This is a genomic window from Streptococcus mitis (genome assembly GCF_946188685.1).
GTDB lineage: Bacteria > Bacillota > Bacilli > Lactobacillales > Streptococcaceae > Streptococcus > Streptococcus mitis_CC.
Map to the genome: position 1 here is coordinate 24140 of NZ_CAMHWH010000006.1, position 17779 is coordinate 41918.

The 17779-nt window shown below is 40.0% G+C and carries 18 protein-coding genes; 17 read left to right on the top strand and 1 reads right to left on the bottom strand.

Annotated elements, in window-relative coordinates; genetic code table 11:
* Positions 1 to 12 precede the first annotated feature (12 nt).
* Positions 13 to 1203 (top strand): N-acetylmuramoyl-L-alanine amidase family protein, encoded by a 1191-nt coding sequence (locus N8N51_RS06730; protein WP_261103855.1) that lies wholly within the window; start codon positions 13 to 15, stop codon positions 1201 to 1203.
* 81 nt (positions 1204 to 1284) lie between these two features.
* Here the strand turns inward: N8N51_RS06730 and N8N51_RS06735 are convergent, their stop codons facing one another.
* Entirely contained in the window at positions 1285 to 2160 is an 876-nt protein-coding gene (locus N8N51_RS06735; protein WP_203179997.1) for a helix-turn-helix domain-containing protein, read from the bottom strand.
* A gap of 197 nt (positions 2161 to 2357) precedes the next feature.
* On the opposite strand from N8N51_RS06735, the gene N8N51_RS06740 reads away from it, so the two are divergent.
* From N8N51_RS06740 to N8N51_RS06815, 16 genes are all read left to right on the top strand, one after another.
* Complete coding sequence (locus N8N51_RS06740) at positions 2358 to 3539, top strand: N-acetylmuramoyl-L-alanine amidase family protein (RefSeq protein WP_261056966.1); 1182 nt, start codon at positions 2358 to 2360, stop codon at positions 3537 to 3539.
* Positions 3540 to 3627: 88 nt separating this feature from the next.
* Positions 3628 to 4809 carry a PspC-like choline-binding domain-containing protein gene (locus N8N51_RS06745; RefSeq protein WP_261103856.1) on the top strand — a complete coding sequence of 394 codons (1182 nt, stop codon included), beginning with the start codon at positions 3628 to 3630 and terminating at the stop codon, positions 4807 to 4809.
* A 741-nt stretch (positions 4810 to 5550) separates the two neighbouring features.
* The gene (locus N8N51_RS06750; protein WP_261056964.1) at positions 5551 to 6414 is read left to right on the top strand and encodes a GHKL domain-containing protein; all 864 of its coding nucleotides are present in this window, start codon (positions 5551 to 5553) and stop codon (positions 6412 to 6414) included.
* Positions 6411 to 7142, top strand: coding sequence for a response regulator transcription factor (locus tag N8N51_RS06755; RefSeq protein WP_001221869.1), 732 nt, complete (start codon positions 6411 to 6413; stop codon positions 7140 to 7142). Before N8N51_RS06750 ends, N8N51_RS06755 begins: the two co-directional genes overlap by 4 nt.
* A 500-nt stretch (positions 7143 to 7642) precedes the next feature.
* A complete protein-coding gene (locus tag N8N51_RS06760; protein ID WP_049499438.1) occupies positions 7643 to 7771 on the top strand; it encodes a smi_0059.1 family bacteriocin-like peptide in 129 nt (42 codons plus the stop codon).
* Between the two features lie 10 nt (positions 7772 to 7781).
* Positions 7782 to 7937 carry a hypothetical protein gene (locus N8N51_RS06765; RefSeq protein ID WP_261056963.1) on the top strand — a complete coding sequence of 52 codons (156 nt, stop codon included), beginning with the start codon at positions 7782 to 7784 and terminating at the stop codon, positions 7935 to 7937.
* A 33-nt stretch (positions 7938 to 7970) separates the two neighbouring features.
* Positions 7971 to 8165, top strand: a complete 195-nt coding sequence (locus N8N51_RS06770; protein WP_000180831.1) for a class IIb bacteriocin, lactobin A/cerein 7B family — start codon at positions 7971 to 7973, stop codon at positions 8163 to 8165.
* A gap of 27 nt (positions 8166 to 8192) precedes the next feature.
* Positions 8193 to 8393 (top strand): hypothetical protein, encoded by a 201-nt coding sequence (locus N8N51_RS06775; protein ID WP_023940558.1) that lies wholly within the window; start codon positions 8193 to 8195, stop codon positions 8391 to 8393.
* Between the two features lie 8 nt (positions 8394 to 8401).
* Positions 8402 to 8569 (top strand): class IIb bacteriocin, lactobin A/cerein 7B family, encoded by a 168-nt coding sequence (locus N8N51_RS06780; RefSeq protein ID WP_001047582.1) that lies wholly within the window; start codon positions 8402 to 8404, stop codon positions 8567 to 8569.
* Positions 8570 to 8572: 3 nt separating this feature from the next.
* A complete protein-coding gene (locus tag N8N51_RS06785; RefSeq protein WP_261056962.1) occupies positions 8573 to 8797 on the top strand; it encodes a bacteriocin immunity protein in 225 nt (74 codons plus the stop codon).
* 9 nt (positions 8798 to 8806) lie between these two features.
* Positions 8807 to 8986, top strand: a complete 180-nt coding sequence (locus tag N8N51_RS06790; protein WP_049515845.1) for a hypothetical protein — start codon at positions 8807 to 8809, stop codon at positions 8984 to 8986.
* A gap of 433 nt (positions 8987 to 9419) precedes the next feature.
* Positions 9420 to 11573, top strand: a complete 2154-nt coding sequence (gene comA, locus N8N51_RS06795; protein WP_261056961.1) for a peptide cleavage/export ABC transporter ComA — start codon at positions 9420 to 9422, stop codon at positions 11571 to 11573.
* Between the two features lie 12 nt (positions 11574 to 11585).
* Positions 11586 to 12935: a competence pheromone export protein ComB gene (gene comB / locus N8N51_RS06800; RefSeq protein ID WP_261056960.1), complete on the top strand. Its 1350-nt coding sequence runs from the start codon at positions 11586 to 11588 to the stop codon at positions 12933 to 12935.
* Positions 12936 to 13104: 169 nt separating this feature from the next.
* On the top strand, positions 13105 to 13812 hold the full coding sequence (purC, locus tag N8N51_RS06805; protein ID WP_261103857.1) for a phosphoribosylaminoimidazolesuccinocarboxamide synthase: 708 nt from the start codon (positions 13105 to 13107) through the stop codon (positions 13810 to 13812).
* 10 nt (positions 13813 to 13822) lie between these two features.
* Positions 13823 to 13957: a hypothetical protein gene (locus tag N8N51_RS10485; RefSeq protein ID WP_049544729.1), complete on the top strand. Its 135-nt coding sequence runs from the start codon at positions 13823 to 13825 to the stop codon at positions 13955 to 13957.
* Between the two features lie 54 nt (positions 13958 to 14011).
* Complete coding sequence (locus N8N51_RS06815; protein ID WP_261103858.1) at positions 14012 to 17737, top strand: phosphoribosylformylglycinamidine synthase; 3726 nt, start codon at positions 14012 to 14014, stop codon at positions 17735 to 17737.
* Positions 17738 to 17779 lie beyond the last annotated feature (42 nt).

A 17779-nucleotide genomic window follows, 5' to 3' on the forward strand; every position in this document is an offset into this window, starting at 1 on the left:
GAGGAAATGGCTATGAAAAAATCTAAACTACTCACTCTTGGTTTGCTTGCAGGTGTTGGTCTGCTTTTGTCAATCAATCAAGCACAGGCTGCAGATACTTGGGTTAAAAATGGTGCTGACTGGAATCTTTCACAAGATGGCAGTTTCGCTAAAAACAAATGGGTACAAAACGCAGGTTCTTGGTACCACTTTGACGGTTCTGGTAAAATGCAGACAGGCTGGCTCAAAGATGGGAATACATGGTATTCGCTCGCAGACAGTGGCGCTATGCGTACTGGCTGGTACAAGGAAGGTAGCACCTGGTACTCACTTGCAAATAGTGGCGCTATGCGTACAGGTTGGTACAAAGAAGGGTCTACATGGTATTACCTCAAAGACAGTGGCGCTATGGCAACAGGATGGGCGACTGCCAATGGTCAATGGTCTTACTTTGAAAAATCAGGTGCTATGGTAGCAGATAGAGCTGTTCCAGCAAGCGATGGGGAAAGTTATGTCATTGGTAAGGATGGTTATATGTTAACCAGACTTCCAAGTGAAGTTGAACAAGATCCTTTTGATGATACAGTTATTACAGATATCGTTACTTTGTCTGATGGTTATGACTATCACCTTGTTCATAAGAAAGATGGAGTTGTTATCGAAAAGAATGCCTGGTATATCAAACCTATTGTTGAACGTTTTTCTTATCAAAAGATTGGCGATATAAAACGAAATACTTTAGATGCCATTACTGATAATAAAAAACCAGGGGAAGAAATTGATCCTAAAGCTGTCATAAAGAATTTCCAAAACTTACCAAATAAGTATTACTTTGGAGCAGATGGACGTAAGGTTGCGAATCTACCAGAATTCACTACTCACTTCCCTATTCAAAAAGTTGGGTCTGAACTTTATCTTAAAAACTCAAGTCCAGTTATTAGTCTAGACATATCTGGATTTACAATTAATGACAATAAACTTTATCTAAGAGCTGCCAATGATTATAATGGTAAACTTGTAACTGGATATTTCATAATGTTTATGGACGGATTATTATCTAAAGATCACCATATTTTGGGCTATGCAGATGAATCTGGTGAAATCGTGAAGATGAAAGTTTTGCCTAATGATTTCCGTGATTATATTGAAAAAGGAATTTCCGGTTTTTATGGAGAAACTGTTCGATACGACAGTTCAACAGGAAATGTTTCTGTTGTGAAATAAACTATCTGACAGAGTAAAACGAAAAAGCGAACAGCTTTGTATACTAGGAAGTCATGTTCGCTTTTATTCATAAAGTAATAGTTACTGTTTGGTCTCTGTTTCAAAAAAATCTGCTTGATAATAATCACGAACTTCTCTTTTCATTTCTTCTAGTAATCGACTTTCATCTGTTGATTCGAGTAAGGATAATCCTTTATTAATCATAGTATGATCTTCATTAACAATTCCCAGACGTACTTGAGCTACACCTAATAAATCGTATCGTTTCAATATTTTTGCTAAATCAAGACATTCTTGAATTAAGCATAGACAGTCATCTTTCTTCCCTGCTTCAAGGTACATTCGTGTCATATTGGCTAGAATGGAGTAATGAATACTTTGAATTGGACGATAATCTGTGTATTTATTTAGAGATTTTACAAGTCTTTGACGTAGCATTTCTAGTGAATCAATAGGGAAATGGAAAATGATCATCACTAGCAATCGTAAATCTGAGAGGAACCACTGATCTCTTTTTTCCAATTCTTTCCATAACTCCTCAGCCAAGGCTTGAGCTTTATCGGAAAACTGATTTTCAATCACTTCTATAAAAATGGTTAGTTCTTTCACAGCATGTTCTATTGGGATATCATTCTGCACTTCATCTAGATAAATTTGACATTTTGATAGCAGTGTCTTCATTTCTTCTAGATTAGGTGAAGAAATGACTTGATAATATTCTGAAAATAATTTCTTACGAGAATCCATTTGGTAATGTTGACAAATATAATGAAATTCATCGAAACTCATATCAATTTGCCTCAAAAGTAACTCCATAGTATCATACCTAGGAGTAGAATGATTATTTTCAAACTTCGATAAGTTAGAATGAGTAATGTAGTCACCACAGACTTCATTTTGTGTAATCCCTTTTGACTTACGAATGTATTTATAAACTGAACCAATATCCCACCGCATATTTTTGCCTCCAAAAATGTTCCAAAAGTAGAAGTTTTAAGAAAATATTTATATTTAGTATATCATAAAGGTGTGGGGTGGGCAATGATGATAGAAAGAAGGTGTTGGTTGACTCTTAAGGATTATTAGGAGTTATGTAGAATGTTTATGATGGAAAAATATCTTTTTATAACTATTCAATAAAGGAGGAAATAACTATGAAAAAATCTAAACTACTTACACTTGGTTTGCTTGTAGGTGCTGGTCTACTTTTATCTATCAACCAAGCACAGGCTGCAGATACTTGGGTAAAAAATGGTGCTGACTGGAATCTTTCTCAAGATGGCAGTCTTGCTAAAAATAAATGGGTACAAAATGCTGGTTATTGGTACCACTTTGACGGTTCTGGGAAAATGCAGACAGGCTGGCTCAAAGACGGTAACACTTGGTATTCGCTCGCAGATAGTGGGGCTATGCGCACTGGCTGGTATAAGGACGGAAATACATGGTACTCACTAGCAGATAGTGGCGCTATGCGCACAGGTTGGTACAAAGAAGGGTCTACTTGGTACTACCTCAAAGACAGTGGCGCTATGGCAACAGGATGGGCGACTGCAAATGGTCAATGGTCTTACTTTGAAAAATCAGGTGCAATGGTCGCAGACAGAGCTGTTCCAGCAAGCGATGGAGAAAGTTATGTCATTGGTAAGGATGGCTATCTGTTAACCAAACTCCCTAGTCAGGTTGAACAATCTCAAGAGGATGATACAATTATCACAAATATTGTTACTTTGTCTGATGGTTATGATTATCACCTTATTTATACAAAAGATGGAGTCATTGTTGAAAAAAATGCTTGGTACATAAAACCTGAATTTAAGAAGTTTTCTGATAAATATGGAGATAAAGTTTCCAATACGATGTTGGCTTTAGTAGATAATACGGAAGAAGGACAAGAAATTAATCCTAAAGCTGTCGTGAAAAATTTCCAAAACATACCAAACAGGTATTACTTTGGGGCAGATGGTCGTCGCGTAACAAATTTACCAGAAATGACCACCTATTCAGAGATTAAAAAAGTTGGAAATGATGTCTATCTAGAAAATCCGGGTGCACGACTTCTTCTTGGAGCTACCAGCTTCACAATCAATAATAATAAACTATACTATTTAGATGGTGCTAATGGCAAACTCAAAACAGGTTATTTTGCATTGATTGATGATAGACCAAGCTATCATCACTATCATATTCTTGTTTATGCAGACCAATCTGGTGAAATTCTTAAAATGAAACGATTGCCAACAGGAATTTCAGATTATCTTAATAAAGAAATTGACGGTTTCTACGGTCAAACTGTTAAAATCGATAGTAAGACAGGAAATGTTTCTGTTGTGAGATAAGACGTCTGACAGAGTAAAACGAAAAAGCGAACAGCTTTGTTTACTAGGAAGTCATGTTCATTTCGCTATAGAATAGGAGGAAATGGCTATGAAAAAATCTAAACTACTCACTCTTGGTCTGCTTGTAGGTGCTGGTCTACTTTTATCTATCAACCAAGCACAGGCTGCAGATACTTGGGTTAAAAATGGTGTTGACTGGAATCTTTCTCAAGATGGCAGTCTCGCTAAAAATAAATGGGTGCAAAATGCTGGCTCTTGGTATCACTTCGATAGCGCTGGTAAAATGCAGACAGGCTGGCTCAAAGACGGAAATACATGGTATTCCCTAGCAGATAGTGGCGCTATGCGTACTGGCTGGTACAAGGAAGGCAATACATGGTATTCACTAGCAGATAGTGGTGCTATGCGTACTGGTTGGTACAAAGAAGGGTCTACATGGTATTACCTCAAAGGCAGTGGCGCTATGGCAACAGGATGGGCGACTGCAAATGGTGAATGGTCTTACTTTGAAAAATCAGGTGCTATGGTCGCAGACAGAGCTGTTCCAGCCAGCGATGGAGAAAGTTATATCATTGGTAAGGATGGCTATATGTTGACTTTAAAAAATAGCCCTTATAAAGATGATGATATCGTCCGTTTAGGTGATGGATATGAGTATCTGATTACATCAAAATTTGACGGACATAACTATACTGATGTTATCGTGGCTAAAAATACTTGGTATATCAAACCTGAGTTCAAGAAGTTTTCCGACAAATATGGGGATGAGGTTGCAAATACAACCTTAGCTTTAGTAGATAATAAAGAAGAAGGACAAGAAATTGATCCTAAAGCTGTTATTCGTAATTTCCAAAATCTACCAGGTCGATATTACTTTGGAGCAGATGGTCGTAGAGTATTACCACTTCCAGAGATGACAACTAGATCAGAAATCAAAAAAGTTGGCAATGATCTTTATCTAGAAGACCCAGGTGTACGACTTAGACTATCTGCTCACTTCACAATCAATAACAATAAACTATACTATTTAGATAATGGACAAGGTAAGCTCAAAACAGGTTACTTTGTACTGATTGATGATGGTATGGCTACAACCCACTATCATTTCCTTGTATATGCAGACCAATCTGGTGAGGTTCTTAAGATGAAACGCTTGCCATCAAGATTTTCAGATTATTTTGACAAAGAAATCGATGGTTTCTATGGTCAAAAAATTAAGATTACACAGCCAAATAAGTATGAATATTACAAGGTTCTTGTGGTAAAATAAATAGATAAGCAATCTTCACAACGAATATAAAATTAAAATGTGCAAATCATTTTCAAGAGGCTTTAGATTTCTTGTATTTTAAAAGAAACTAAGGCCTTTTGTGGATTTATAAGGGGATAGAGAGGATATAAAATTATGAAAAGGAGTTTGTCGTGAAAATGAAAAATACATTTGTAGAATTGGAACAATTTGAAGATATTTACAGTTGGTGATATCTATTCCCAAAGCAAAGCTAGTGTTTTGCTACTAATGGGTTAATTAAACGGATTTATGATTATATTACTTGAATTTTTAGTGTTTATATTGATTTTAATCAATATTTTAGCTCCTCCGATTTATCTAGGTAGTCAACTCTCTAAAGCATTTTATGACAAACGCTCTATATTTCTTTGGGTAGTTTTTCATCTATTTGCTACCTTCGTTTTTCCGAGTTTCTTGCATGTTGCCAATTTATTATTCTTTTATATAATATTTTGGATTGTGTTAAAGAAAAAGAAGAAGGAAGCTCTCTTTCTTGCCCTTTATCTATTTATGTTTTATCAAAGTATTCGATATTTGGTTTTGACATTTATAATACGATTGATATTTGACTACTCTGAACTATCTGATTTCTTGCATAGTGGATTTGATTCTGTATTTAGTTTGATTTCGTTGTTTTTGTCTGTTGTCATTTTAAGACGATGGGGAATTGATTTCAATATATTATTTTTAGATAAATTTCAATCGTTAGTGACGAAAAGTATGTGGATCTTATCCTTATTGTTTGGTTTCAGACTGTTTTCATCCATCATGTCTGGAGGATGTAATCCTTTCTACGTTCGATTTGATACGACCATTTCTCTCCTGATTTTCATCCTATTTTTCTCTTGGCTCTTTTACATTAAGCATTTGGAGCAGGTTTATCGTGATGAGCAGACCATTCAGAGACAAGAAGATGAAAATCGTTCCTTGCAAGGGATGGTGGATAAGCTGGGTCATCTCTATGATGAAGTTCGAGGTTTCCGTCATGATTTTGCAGGGATTGTCGCCAGCATGGAGCCTGCCATAGCGAATCGAGACATGGCTGAGGTGTCTACCATTTATCAAGATGTCTTTCTAAAGACAAATGAAAAGCTGAGAAAGGCAGATTACACAGCCTTTAATCTTCACAATATCCATGATATAGCTATTCGCAATACCTTGGCAAAAGCCATGATTGTGGCTGATAAGCAAGGAATTCATTTTAGTTTGGAGACGGTGGGGGTCGTAGAAGAACTAGCATTGCCGATGTTGGAGGCTATCCGTATCCTCTCTATCCTCACGACAAATGCCTTGGAGGCAGCTAGTGAGGCTGAAAATCCGCAGATTCGGGTTGCTTTATTGGCAGGCGATAGGAGTGTCCGTTTTATCATTGAAAACACTCGTAAGAAAGAAGAACTGAATCCCAGTATTCTCAGTCAAAAGGGTTATTCGACCAAGGGAAACCACAGTGGACTGGGCTTAGCGACCTTGGAGGACATGGTTTTTCATTATGATTTGAACTTAGATACCCAGCTAGGAGAGATGACTTTTAGACAAGATTTAGAATTGCCATTTAAGGATGAGAAACGAGGTGGAGAGGAATGAGAATTTTAGTTTTGGAAGACGATAGAGTCCAGCAAGGACGGATAGAGCAGACTTTACTAGATATCGGTCGCTCTCGTAATTTAAGATTGGAAATTGATATTGCCAAAAACTATGGAGACGTTGAAAAGTATTCCCAGTATTTTGACCATTACCAGCTCTATTTATTGGATTTAGAGATTGATGGAGAGCGTGAACGGGGCTTTCAGGTTGCTCAACAGGTTCGGGAGCGGGATCCTTTTACAAGCATTGTCTTTGTGTCCACGCACTCGGAGGCCTTGCCTCTAGCTTTTCGCTACCACTTGTCTGCCTTGGATTTTATTTCCAAGGATCAGCCTGAGGAGGATTACCGTCATCAGCTGGAGCGCTGTCTGGACTATGTACTGGCAGTGGACAAGAGGGAAAATATGCGTCTCTTCACCTATAGTTTTGAGGGAAGACGGGGCTTTACTCTGCCCTACCATGAGATTTTAGCCTTTGAAACTTCAGTGGAATCCCACCGTATCAAGGTCTATTATGCTAATCATTCTATCAAGACCATTTATGGCAGTCTCAAGGATATTGCTGCCAAGGCTGAAAAAGATTACTTTGTCTATGCCAATCGCAATACGTTGGTCAGTTTACAGGCTATTGAAGAGATGACTGCGACAGAAGTGACCCTGTTAGAAGGTTTGCATTTCCCCGTATCACGAACAGCCAGAAGAACACTTAAAAAACATCTCAATGTCTAATATCTGTTAGACTTGGATGAGTTTATCAATAAGAATGTCGGAAAATTTTCTGATATTCTTATTTTTTTGACTTCTTTTTCGAATAGATAAGTAAGAGGAAAAGGAAGGAGCCTAGTTTATGTATCTACCAATTTTTTATCCGTGGTTTATTAAGTTATTTTTTAAATAAAATTTAATTTAGTTGTACATTTTCGAATTATTTTTCGAATAGATAAGTAAGAGGAAAAGGAAAGGAGCCTAGTTCATGTATCTACCAATTTTTTATCCGTGGTTTACTAAATTATTTTTCAAATAAATTTAATTTAGTTGTGTATTTTCGAATTGTTTTTCGAATAGATAAGTAAGAGGAAAAGGAAAGGAGCCTGGTTTATGTATCTACCAATCTTGTATCCGTGGTTCATTAAATTATTTTTTAAATAAAATTTAATTTAATTTAGTTGTTCATTTTCGGATTGTTTTTCGAATAGATAAGTGAGAGGAAAAAAGAAAGGAATAAAATAATGAAAGAACATTATTATGGATTTGTTGAGCTAACTTCGGAAGAATTGACCGATATTCAAGGTGGAGAAAATTGGACGAAGACCCTCGCAGATTGGTACGTTGGATTTCGTAGAGGTTTAGGTTTTTAGGGGATAAGCGATGAATGAAATGAATGATAAATATACTATTGAAGTATTAAAGGAAAGCGACTTAGCTTTGCTGGTGGGTGGTAGCAAGGAAAGTTATCAACGGGGTTTAATTACAGGTCTATTGTTACGTAGTGTATTTATTGGAACTCCATTTTTTAGAGGATAAGATTTAGAAAAAATAGGACAAGAGGAGAAAAAGATGACAAATTTTGACAAAATGGAACAGAACTTTGTAGCTCTTACAGAAGAAGAGTTGGTGAATGTGGATGGGGGAGCATTGCCTCTTGTAGTCGCCGGAGTGTCTATCTGGAAGATAGGTGCAGCAGTAGCAGGTGGAGCAGCAGCGCTTTTTGCTGGAGGAGCAGCTTTAGGGTATTATGCGAATAGACCATAATCTGATTGTAGTCAGAGAGGCATTTCTATGTTTTTAAAAAAAGAAGTGATATTATTAGGGGTATTGTTATCGCTACGTATTATTTTTACTATCGTTCAAATTTTAATTGACTATAAAATATTATCAGGACAGTATAGTGTAAATTTTATGGATATTTCAGAAGTATTTACTTATCCAATACTCATTTTAATCATTTACATAGCAATAAAATATAATACAAAGGAGTAATGACGAATATGAACTTAGAACAATTTTATCAATTATCTGACGATGAATTAGTGGGAACAAAAGGTGGTTTTGGTCTTGCCGAAGCAGTTGGGATTGCAGGAGTACTGAATGCTGCTGTACAAATTTTTAATGCTGGTTACAAATTTGGTTCAGATTTTGCTCGTCGTGGGCGTTAGATAATGAACAGTCGCAACCTTAATCTCAATACATTGTTACCTAAACTAGCCACGATATTTCCTTTGTTGGGAATAACTCTTAATGTCGCGCTTCATGTGATTCGTACAGGTTCGTTAGTATCCTTTAATTGGCAATGGACTTTGGTTGGTTTGCTTTTCTCAGCATATTTTGGTATTTTTCGCAAAGATTTGTCAAAAAATAATCAAATATTCTTGTCAGACAAATAGGAGTCTATTATGAAAACATTTTTATTAGGTTTTGCTGAGGGGTATTTTATCGTATCGCTCATAATCTACATCGCAACGTATTTGATTTTGAAAAATCCGATCAATACCCTATTTTATCTAGAAATTTACCCTGTTTTATTTGGGCTCTTTTATCTAGGATATAAGGCCAATAAAAAGCAAGTAGGGTGAACAGTTAAGAATGACTTGTTAGCCTTCGCTGAAAAATGGCTGGGGTAGAATCTAAGGATGCATCACAATGGAGTTTAAAAGGAGTAACTATGAATCGTAATTTAGAACGGTGTTATCTATTCTGACCATGAATAGATCATACCAGAGACGGCTTAGAAATAGCAGGGACATTGGAAATTGTAGTAATAAATAGGATGTCGTAAATGTTACTATCAATGATTTATTTATCCCAATCTTGCCTAGGGTGTCAGTAAAACATCAATTTCCTTTCATACCATATTTTTAGTAGGCATGACGTTTGTTCTGCCTATTTTTTTATCCGAAAAGTGCAGTTGGGAGGTAGATAGGAGCATTTGGGAAGGAAGTCCAGTTTTTGTTTTGGGATTGGGGTAAGATAGTTATTATCAGATGAGTTTAGGAAAAGGAGTTGAATATGAAATTTGGGAAACGTCACTATCGTCCGCAGGTGGATCAGATGGACTGCGGTGTAGCTTCATTAGCCATGGTTTTTGGCTACTATGGTAGTTACTATTCTTTAGCTCACTTACGAGAATTGGCCAAGACGACCATGGATGGGACGACGGCTTTGGGCTTGGTCAAGGTGGCAGAGGAGATTGGTTTTGAGACGCGAGCAATTAAGGCGGATATGACGCTTTTTGACTTGCCAGATTTGACTTTTCCTTTTGTTGCTCATGTGCTTAAGGAAGGGAAATTGCTCCACTACTATGTGGTGACTGGGCAGGATAAGGATAGCATTCATATTGCCGACCCAGATCCTGGGGTGAAATTGACCAAACTGCCACGTGAGCGTTTTGCGGAAGAATGGACAGGAGTGACTCTGTTTATGGCACCTAGTCCAGACTACAAGCCTCATAAGGATCAAAAGAATGGCCTGCTCTCTTTTATCCCTATATTAGTGAAGCAGCGTGGCTTGATTGCCAATATCGTTTTGGCGACACTCTTGGTAACCTTGATTAACATTGTGGGTTCTTATTATCTACAGTCTATCATTGATACCTATGTGCCAGATCAGATGCGTTCGACGCTGGGGATTATTTCTATTGGGCTGGTGATTGTTTATATTCTTCAGCAGATTTTGTCTTACGCTCAGGAGTATCTCTTACTTGTTTTGGGGCAACGCTTATCGATTGATGTGATTTTGTCCTATATCAAGCATGTTTTTCACCTGCCTATGTCCTTTTTTGCGACACGTCGGACAGGGGAAATCGTGTCTCGTTTCACGGATGCTAACAGTATCATCGATGCGTTGGCTTCGACCATTCTTTCGATTTTCTTGGATGTGTCAACGGTTGTCATTATTTCCCTTGTTTTATTTTCACAAAATACCAATCTCTTTTTCATGACCTTATTGGCACTTCCTATCTATACAGTGATTATCTTTGCCTTTATGAAGCCGTTTGAAAAGATGAATCGGGATACCATGGAAGCCAATGCAGTTCTGTCTTCCTCTATCATCGAGGACATCAACGGTATTGAGACTATCAAGTCTTTGACCAGTGAAAGTCAGCGTTACCAAAAAATTGACAAGGAATTTGTGGATTATCTGAAAAAATCCTTTACCTATAGTCGGGCAGAGAGTCAGCAAAAGGCTCTGAAAAAAGTTGCCCATCTCTTGCTCAATGTCGGCATTCTCTGGATGGGGGCTGTTCTGGTCATGGATGGCAAGATGAGTTTGGGGCAGTTGATTACCTATAATACCTTGCTGGTTTACTTTACCAATCCTTTGGAAAATATCATCAATCTGCAAACCAAGCTTCAGACAGCGCAGGTTGCCAATAACCGTCTAAATGAGGTTTATCTGGTAGCTTCTGAGTTTGAGGAGAAGAAAACGGTTGAGGATTTGAGCTTGATGAAGGGAGATATGACCTTCAAGCAGGTTTCCTACAAGTATGGCTATGGTCGAGACGTCTTGTCAGATATCAATTTTACCATTCCCCAAGGCTCTAAGGTGGCTTTTGTGGGGATTTCAGGGTCAGGTAAGACGACTTTGGCTAAGATGATGGTTAATTTTTACGATCCAAGTCAGGGAGAGATTAGTTTGAGTGGTGTCAATCTCAATCAGATTGACAAAAAAGCCCTGCGCCAGTATATCAACTATCTGCCTCAACAGCCCTATGTCTTTAACGGAACGATTTTGGAGAATCTTCTCCTTGGAGCCAAGGAGGGAACGACTCAAGAGGATATCTTACGGGCGGTCGAGTTGGCAGAGATTCGGGAGGACATTGAGCGCATGCCACTGAATTACCAGACAGAATTGACTTCGGATGGGGCAGGGATTTCAGGTGGTCAACGTCAGAGAATTGCTCTGGCGCGTGCTCTCTTGACAGATGCGCCGGTCTTGATTTTGGATGAGGCAACTAGCAGTTTGGATATTCTGACAGAGAAGCGAATTGTCGATAATCTTATGGCTTTAGACAAGACCTTGATTTTCATCGCCCACCGCTTGACCATTGCTGAGCGGACAGAGAAAGTTGTTGTCTTGGATCAGGGCAAGATTGTCGAAGAAGGAAAGCATGCTGATTTACTTGCACAGGGTGGGTTTTATGCCCACTTGGTGAATAGTTAGAAAGAGGAGAGGATGAAACCAGAATTTTTAGAAAGTGCGGAGTTTTATAATCGTCGTTACCATAATTTTTCCAGTCGGGTGATTGTCCCCATGTTCCTTCTGCTCGTGTTTTTGCTTGGTTTTGCAACTTTGGTAGAGAAGGAGATGAGTTTGTCTACTAGAGCTACTATCGAGCCTAGTCGTATCCTTGCAAATATCCAGTCAACTAGCAACAATCGCATTCTTGTCAATCATTTGGAAGAAAATAAGTTTGTTAAGAAGGGGGATATTTTGGTTCAATACCAGGAAGGGGCGGAAGGTGTCCAAGCGGAGGCCTATGCTAGTCAGTTGGACATGCTTAAGGATCAAAAAAAGCAATTGGAGTATTTACAAAAAAGTCTGCAAGAAGGGGAGAACCACTTTCCAGAGGAGGATAAATTTGGCTACCAAGCCACCTTTCGCGACTACATCAGTCAAGCAGGCAGTCTTAGGGCTAGTACATCGCAACAAAATGAGACCATCGCGTCCCAGAATGCAGCAGCTAGCCAAACCCAAGCCGAAATCGGCAACCTCATCAGCCAAACAGAGGCTAAAATTCGCGATTACCAGACAGCTAAGTCAGCTATTGAAACAGGCGCTTCCTTGGCCAATCAGAATCTAGCCTACTCTCTCTACCAGTCCTACAAGTCTCAGGGTGAGGAAAATCCGCAAGCTAAGGCTCAGGCAGTGGCGCAAGTTGAAGCGCAGCTTTCTCAGTTAGAATCTAGTCTTGCTACTTACCGTGTTCAGTATGCAGGTTCAGGTACCCAGCAAGCCTATGCGTCAGGCTTAAGCAGTCAATTGGAGTCTCTCAAATCCCAACACTTGGCAAAGGTTGGTCAGGAATTGACCCTTCTAGACCAGAAAATCTTGGAAGCAGAGTCAGGCAAGAAGGTTCAGGGAAATCTTTTAGACAAGGGGAAAATTACGGCGAGTGAGGATGGAGTTCTTCATCTTAATCCTGAGACCAGTGATTCTACCATGGTAGCAGAGGGGACTCTACTAGCCCAACTCTATCCGTTCTTGGAAAAAGAAGGGAAAGCCAAACTCACAGCTTATCTAAGTTCAAAAGATGTAGCAAGGATCAAGGTCGGTGATTCTGTTCGCTATACTACGACTCATGATGCCAAGAATCAAATTTTCCTAGATTCTACTATTACAAGTATTGATGCGACAGCTACTAAGACTGAAAAAGGGAATTTCTTTAAAATCGAGGCGGAGACTAATCTAACTTCGGAGCAGGCTGAAAAACTTCGGTACGGGGTGGAAGGTCGCCTGCAGATGATTACGGGCAAGAAAAGTTACCTACGTTATTATTTAGATCAATTTTTGAACAAAGAGTAATGTTCGTGTTTTTAGAGTTAAATGATTTTAAAACTGTGAGAAAGATTCTTCTTGCAGTTTTTTCTTTATGATTTTTGAAGTTACTACATTATTTATTCGGTTAAATTCTTGTAATTTTAGGTTTTTTATGGTAGAATGTGCTCAAGTAATACGAAAGGCGAACTTTAAAATGTCAAAACAATTGATCTATTCGGGAAAAGCTAAAGATATCTATACAACTGAGGATGAAAATCTTATTATTTCAACTTACAAGGACCAGGCGACTGCTTTCAATGGTGTCAAGAAGGAGCAGATTGCAGGTAAGGGAGTGTTGAATAATCAGATCTCATCTTTTATTTTTGAGAAATTAAATGCGGCTGGTGTGGCGACTCACTTTGTGGAGAAGCTTTCAGACACGGAACAACTTAATAAAAAGGTTAAGATTATTCCTTTGGAAGTCGTGCTCCGAAACTATACTGCTGGTTCCTTTTCAAAACGTTTTGGTGTAGACGAAGGTGTTGCATTTGAAACTCCGATTGTCGAATTTTACTATAAAAATGATGATTTGGATGATCCATTTATCAATGACGAGCATGTGAAATTCCTAAAGATTGCGGATGACCAGCAGATTGCCTACTTGAAGGAAGAAACCCGTCGTATCAATGAACTTTTGAAAGTCTGGTTTGCTGAGATTGGCCTCAAGTTGATTGACTTTAAGCTAGAGTTCGGTTTTGACAAGGATGGCAAGATTATCTTAGCAGATGAATTTTCACCAGATAACTGCCGTTTGTGGGATGCGGATGGCAACCACATGGATAAGGATGTTTTCCGTAGGGGATTAGGAGAGCTAACAGACGTTTACGAAGTTGTCTGGGAGAAGCTGCAAGGTTTGAAATAATCTGTTTGCAATGGAAAACCTTCGTCTCTCAACTAAAAGGACTCAGGCTGAAAAGGTCCCCCAGACCTTTTCACTCCGTAGGGGATTGGGAGAACTAACAGACGTTTACGAGATTGTCTGGGAAAAGTTGCAAGAATTGAAATAACAACCTCAAGGTCGTTGGAACATTGTAAGAGCTGAAATAAAGGAATAAGGATTGATGGATAAACGTATTTTTGTTGAGAAAAAGGCTGATTTTCAGGTCAAGTCAGAGAGTTTGGTTAGAGAACTCCAGCATAACTTGGGATTGTCAACTTTGAAAAGTATTCGTATCGTGCAGGTTTATGATGTATTTGACTTGGCTGAGGACCTGTTTGCACCTGCAGAGAAACACATTTTCTCTGAGCAGGTGACAGACCATGTTTTGGACGAAGCGGCTGTGCAGGCGGATCTTACCAACTATGCTTTCTTTGCTACTGAAAGCCTGCCAGGGCAGTTTGACCAGCGTGCAGCTTCTTCGCAAGAAGCCTTGCTTTTGTTGGGAAGTTCGAGTGACGTGACAGTCAACACAGCCCAACTGTACTTAGTCAATAAAGATATTGATGCGACTGAGTTGGAAGCGGTCAAGAACTACCTGCTCAATCCAGTTGATTCTCGTTTCAAAGACATCACGACAGGGATTGCCAAGCAGGAATTTTCAGAGTCAGATAAGACCATTCCAAAATTGACTTTCTTTGAAAGCTATACAGCAGAAGACTTTGCTCGCTACAAGGCTGAGCAAGGGATGGCCATGGAAGTGGATGATTTGCTCTTTATCCAAGACTATTTCAAGTCAATCGAGCGCGTGCCGACGGAAACAGAACTCAAGGTTTTGGACACTTACTGGTCTGACCACTGCCGTCACACAACTTTTGAGACAGAGTTGAAACACATTGACTTCTCCGCATCGAAATTCCAAAAGCAATTGCAGTCAACCTATGACAAGTATATTGCCATGCGTGATGAGTTGGGGCGTTCTGAAAAACCACAAACCTTGATGGATATGGCGACTATTTTCGGTCGTTATGAGCGTGCTAATGGACGTTTGGACGATATGGAAGTGTCTGATGAAATAAACGCCTGCTCAGTAGAAATCGAAGTGGACGTTGATGGTATCAAGGAACCTTGGCTCCTCATGTTCAAAAATGAAACCCACAATCACCCAACTGAGATTGAGCCATTTGGTGGGGCGGCAACTTGTATCGGTGGAGCCATTCGTGACCCATTGTCAGGTCGCTCATATGTCTACCAAGCTATGCGTATCTCAGGTGCGGGTGATATTACCGCACCGATTTCAGAAACTCGCGCTGGGAAATTGCCACAACAAGTCATTTCTAAAACAGCGGCTCATGGTTATTCTTCATATGGTAACCAGATTGGGCTTGCAACAACCTACGTTCGTGAATACTTCCACCCAGGCTTTGTAGCTAAACGCATGGAGCTTGGTGCTGTTGTTGGTGCGGCTCCTAAGGGCAATGTTGTCCGTGAAAAACCGGAATCGGGTGATGTCATTATCCTTCTTGGAGGTAAGACTGGACGTGATGGTGTCGGTGGTGCGACGGGCTCTTCTAAGGTTCAAACGGTTGAGTCTGTGGAAACTGCTGGAGCTGAAGTTCAAAAAGGGAATGCTATCGAAGAACGCAAGATTCAACGTCTGTTCCGTAATGGCGATGTGACTCGCCTTATCAAAAAATCAAATGATTTTGGCGCTGGTGGTGTCTGTGTGGCTATCGGTGAATTGGCAGACGGTCTTGAAATCGACCTCAACAAGGTTCCTCTTAAATACCAAGGCTTGAATGGCACCGAAATTGCAATCTCTGAATCACAAGAACGGATGGCGGTCGTGGTTCGTCCTGAGGATGTAGATGCCTTCGTTGCGGAATGTAACAAAGAAAATATTGATGCTGTTGTGGTTGCGACAGTGACTGAAAAACCAAATCTGGTTATGCATTGGAATGGTGAGACAATTGTGGACTTGGAGCGTCGTTTCCTTGATACAAACGGTGTGCGCGTGGTCGTTGATGCAAAGGTTGTGGACAAGGATGTCACACTCCCAGAAGAACGTCAAACATCTGCTGACACACTTGAAGCAGATACCCTTACGGTTCTATCTGACCTCAACCATGCGAGTCAAAAAGGATTACAGACTATCTTTGACTGCTCTGTTGGACGCTCAACGGTTAATCACCCACTTGGTGGTCGTTACCAACTCACACCAACTGAGGCTTCTGTGCAAAAATTGCCAGTTCAGCACGGTGTGACTCATACTGCATCAGTCATGGCTCAAGGATTCAATCCATATGTGGCAGAATGGTCTCCATACCACGGTGCTGCCTATGCGGTTATCGAAGCGACTGCTCGTTTGGTTGCTGCTGGTGCAAACTGGTCTAAGGCTCGTTTCTCATACCAAGAGTATTTCGAGCGCATGGACAAACAAGCTGAGCGTTTTGGTCAGCCAGTAGCAGCTCTTCTAGGTTCTATCGAAGCACAAATCCAACTTGGCTTGCCATCTATCGGTGGTAAGGACTCTATGTCTGGGACCTTTGAAGAATTGACCGTACCACCAACCTTGGTAGCCTTTGGAGTGACGACGGCAGATAGCCGTAAGGTACTCTCTCCAGAGTTCAAGACTGCTGGTGAAAACATCTATTACATACCAGGTCAAGCCCTCTCTGCAGAGATTGATTTTGACTTGATTAAGTCTAACTTTGCTCAGTTTGAAGCTATTCAAGCTGGCCACAAAGTAACATCTGCATCAGCTGTCAAATACGGTGGTGTGCTTGAAAGCTTGGCCCTTGCTACCTTTGGGAACCATATCGGTGCAGAAGTAAGCCTGCCTGAACTTGAAACGGCTTTAACAGCTCAATTAGGCGGATTTGTCTTCACATCTCCTGAAGAAATCGCTGGAGTAGAGAAAATTGGTCAAACAAGTGCAGACTTTACACTCCTTGTCAACGGTGTGAAGCTAGATGGACACAAGCTTGACAGTGCCTTCCAAGGAAAACTAGAAGAAGTTTATCCAACTGAATTTGCCCAAGCTAAAGAACTGGAAGAAGTTCCAGCTGTAACTTCTGATGTAATCATCAAAGGAAAAGAAAAGGTTGAAAAACCTGTGGTTTACATCCCAGTCTTCCCAGGAACCAACTCAGAATATGATTCAGCTAAGGCCTTCGAAAAAGAAGGTGCAGAAATTAACTTGGTGCCATTCGTGACCTTGAATGAAGAAGCCATTGTCAAGTCAGTTGAAACTATGGTTGACAATATAGGCAAGGCAAACATTCTCTTCTTTGCAGGTGGATTCTCGGCTGCGGACGAGCCGGATGGTTCAGCCAAGTTTATCGTCAACATCCTGCTCAATGAAAAAGTGCGTGTAGCGATTGATAGCTTTATCGCTCGTGGTGGCTTGATTATCGGTATCTGTAATGGATTCCAGGCTCTTGTCAAATCAGGTCTTCTTCCATATGGTAACTTTGAAGAAGCCACTAGTACTAGCCCAACCCTCTTCTACAATGATGCCAACCAGCACGTGGCCAAGATGGTGGAAACTCGGATTGCCAATACCAACTCGCCATGGTTAGCTGGTGTGCAAGTGGGTGATATCCATGCTATTCCTGTTTCGCACGGTGAAGGGAAGTTTGTCGTGACGGCTGAGGAATTTGCAGAGCTCCGTGACAATGGACAAATTTTCAGCCAATACGTTGACTTTGACGGCAAACCAAGTATGGATTCTAAGTACAATCCGAATGGTTCTGTAAATGCCATCGAAGGAATTACTAGCAAGAACGGTCAAATCATCGGTAAGATGGGTCATTCAGAACGTTATGAAGACGGTCTCTTCCAAAACATCCCAGGAAATAAAGACCAGCACCTGTTCGCGTCAGCGGTTAAATATTTCACTGGAAAATAAGATTTGTGGTTTTTCCAGTAGACAATATCAGTAATGTAAAAG

What these genes read in the sequence shown, in the direction of transcription:
- N8N51_RS06730 (WP_261103855.1), top strand. Translation starts at nt 13, where the DNA reads ATGAAAAAATCTAAACTACTCACTCTTGGTTTGCTTGCAGGTGTTGGT.
- N8N51_RS06735 (WP_203179997.1), bottom strand. Translation starts at nt 2,160, where the DNA reads ATGCGGTGGGATATTGGTTCAGTTTATAAATACATTCGTAAGTCAAAA.
- N8N51_RS06740 (WP_261056966.1), top strand. Translation starts at nt 2,358, where the DNA reads ATGAAAAAATCTAAACTACTTACACTTGGTTTGCTTGTAGGTGCTGGT.
- N8N51_RS06745 (WP_261103856.1), top strand. Translation starts at nt 3,628, where the DNA reads ATGAAAAAATCTAAACTACTCACTCTTGGTCTGCTTGTAGGTGCTGGT.
- N8N51_RS06750 (WP_261056964.1), top strand. Translation starts at nt 5,551, where the DNA reads ATGTGGATCTTATCCTTATTGTTTGGTTTCAGACTGTTTTCATCCATC.
- N8N51_RS06755 (WP_001221869.1), top strand. Translation starts at nt 6,411, where the DNA reads ATGAGAATTTTAGTTTTGGAAGACGATAGAGTCCAGCAAGGACGGATA.
- N8N51_RS06760 (WP_049499438.1), top strand. Translation starts at nt 7,643, where the DNA reads ATGAAAGAACATTATTATGGATTTGTTGAGCTAACTTCGGAAGAATTG.
- N8N51_RS06765 (WP_261056963.1), top strand. Translation starts at nt 7,782, where the DNA reads ATGAATGAAATGAATGATAAATATACTATTGAAGTATTAAAGGAAAGC.
- N8N51_RS06770 (WP_000180831.1), top strand. Translation starts at nt 7,971, where the DNA reads ATGACAAATTTTGACAAAATGGAACAGAACTTTGTAGCTCTTACAGAA.
- N8N51_RS06775 (WP_023940558.1), top strand. Translation starts at nt 8,193, where the DNA reads ATGTTTTTAAAAAAAGAAGTGATATTATTAGGGGTATTGTTATCGCTA.
- N8N51_RS06780 (WP_001047582.1), top strand. Translation starts at nt 8,402, where the DNA reads ATGAACTTAGAACAATTTTATCAATTATCTGACGATGAATTAGTGGGA.
- N8N51_RS06785 (WP_261056962.1), top strand. Translation starts at nt 8,573, where the DNA reads ATGAACAGTCGCAACCTTAATCTCAATACATTGTTACCTAAACTAGCC.
- N8N51_RS06790 (WP_049515845.1), top strand. Translation starts at nt 8,807, where the DNA reads ATGAAAACATTTTTATTAGGTTTTGCTGAGGGGTATTTTATCGTATCG.
- comA (WP_261056961.1), top strand. Translation starts at nt 9,420, where the DNA reads ATGAAATTTGGGAAACGTCACTATCGTCCGCAGGTGGATCAGATGGAC.
- comB (WP_261056960.1), top strand. Translation starts at nt 11,586, where the DNA reads ATGAAACCAGAATTTTTAGAAAGTGCGGAGTTTTATAATCGTCGTTAC.
- purC (WP_261103857.1), top strand. Translation starts at nt 13,105, where the DNA reads ATGTCAAAACAATTGATCTATTCGGGAAAAGCTAAAGATATCTATACA.
- N8N51_RS10485 (WP_049544729.1), top strand. Translation starts at nt 13,823, where the DNA reads ATGGAAAACCTTCGTCTCTCAACTAAAAGGACTCAGGCTGAAAAGGTC.
- N8N51_RS06815 (WP_261103858.1), top strand. Translation starts at nt 14,012, where the DNA reads ATGGATAAACGTATTTTTGTTGAGAAAAAGGCTGATTTTCAGGTCAAG.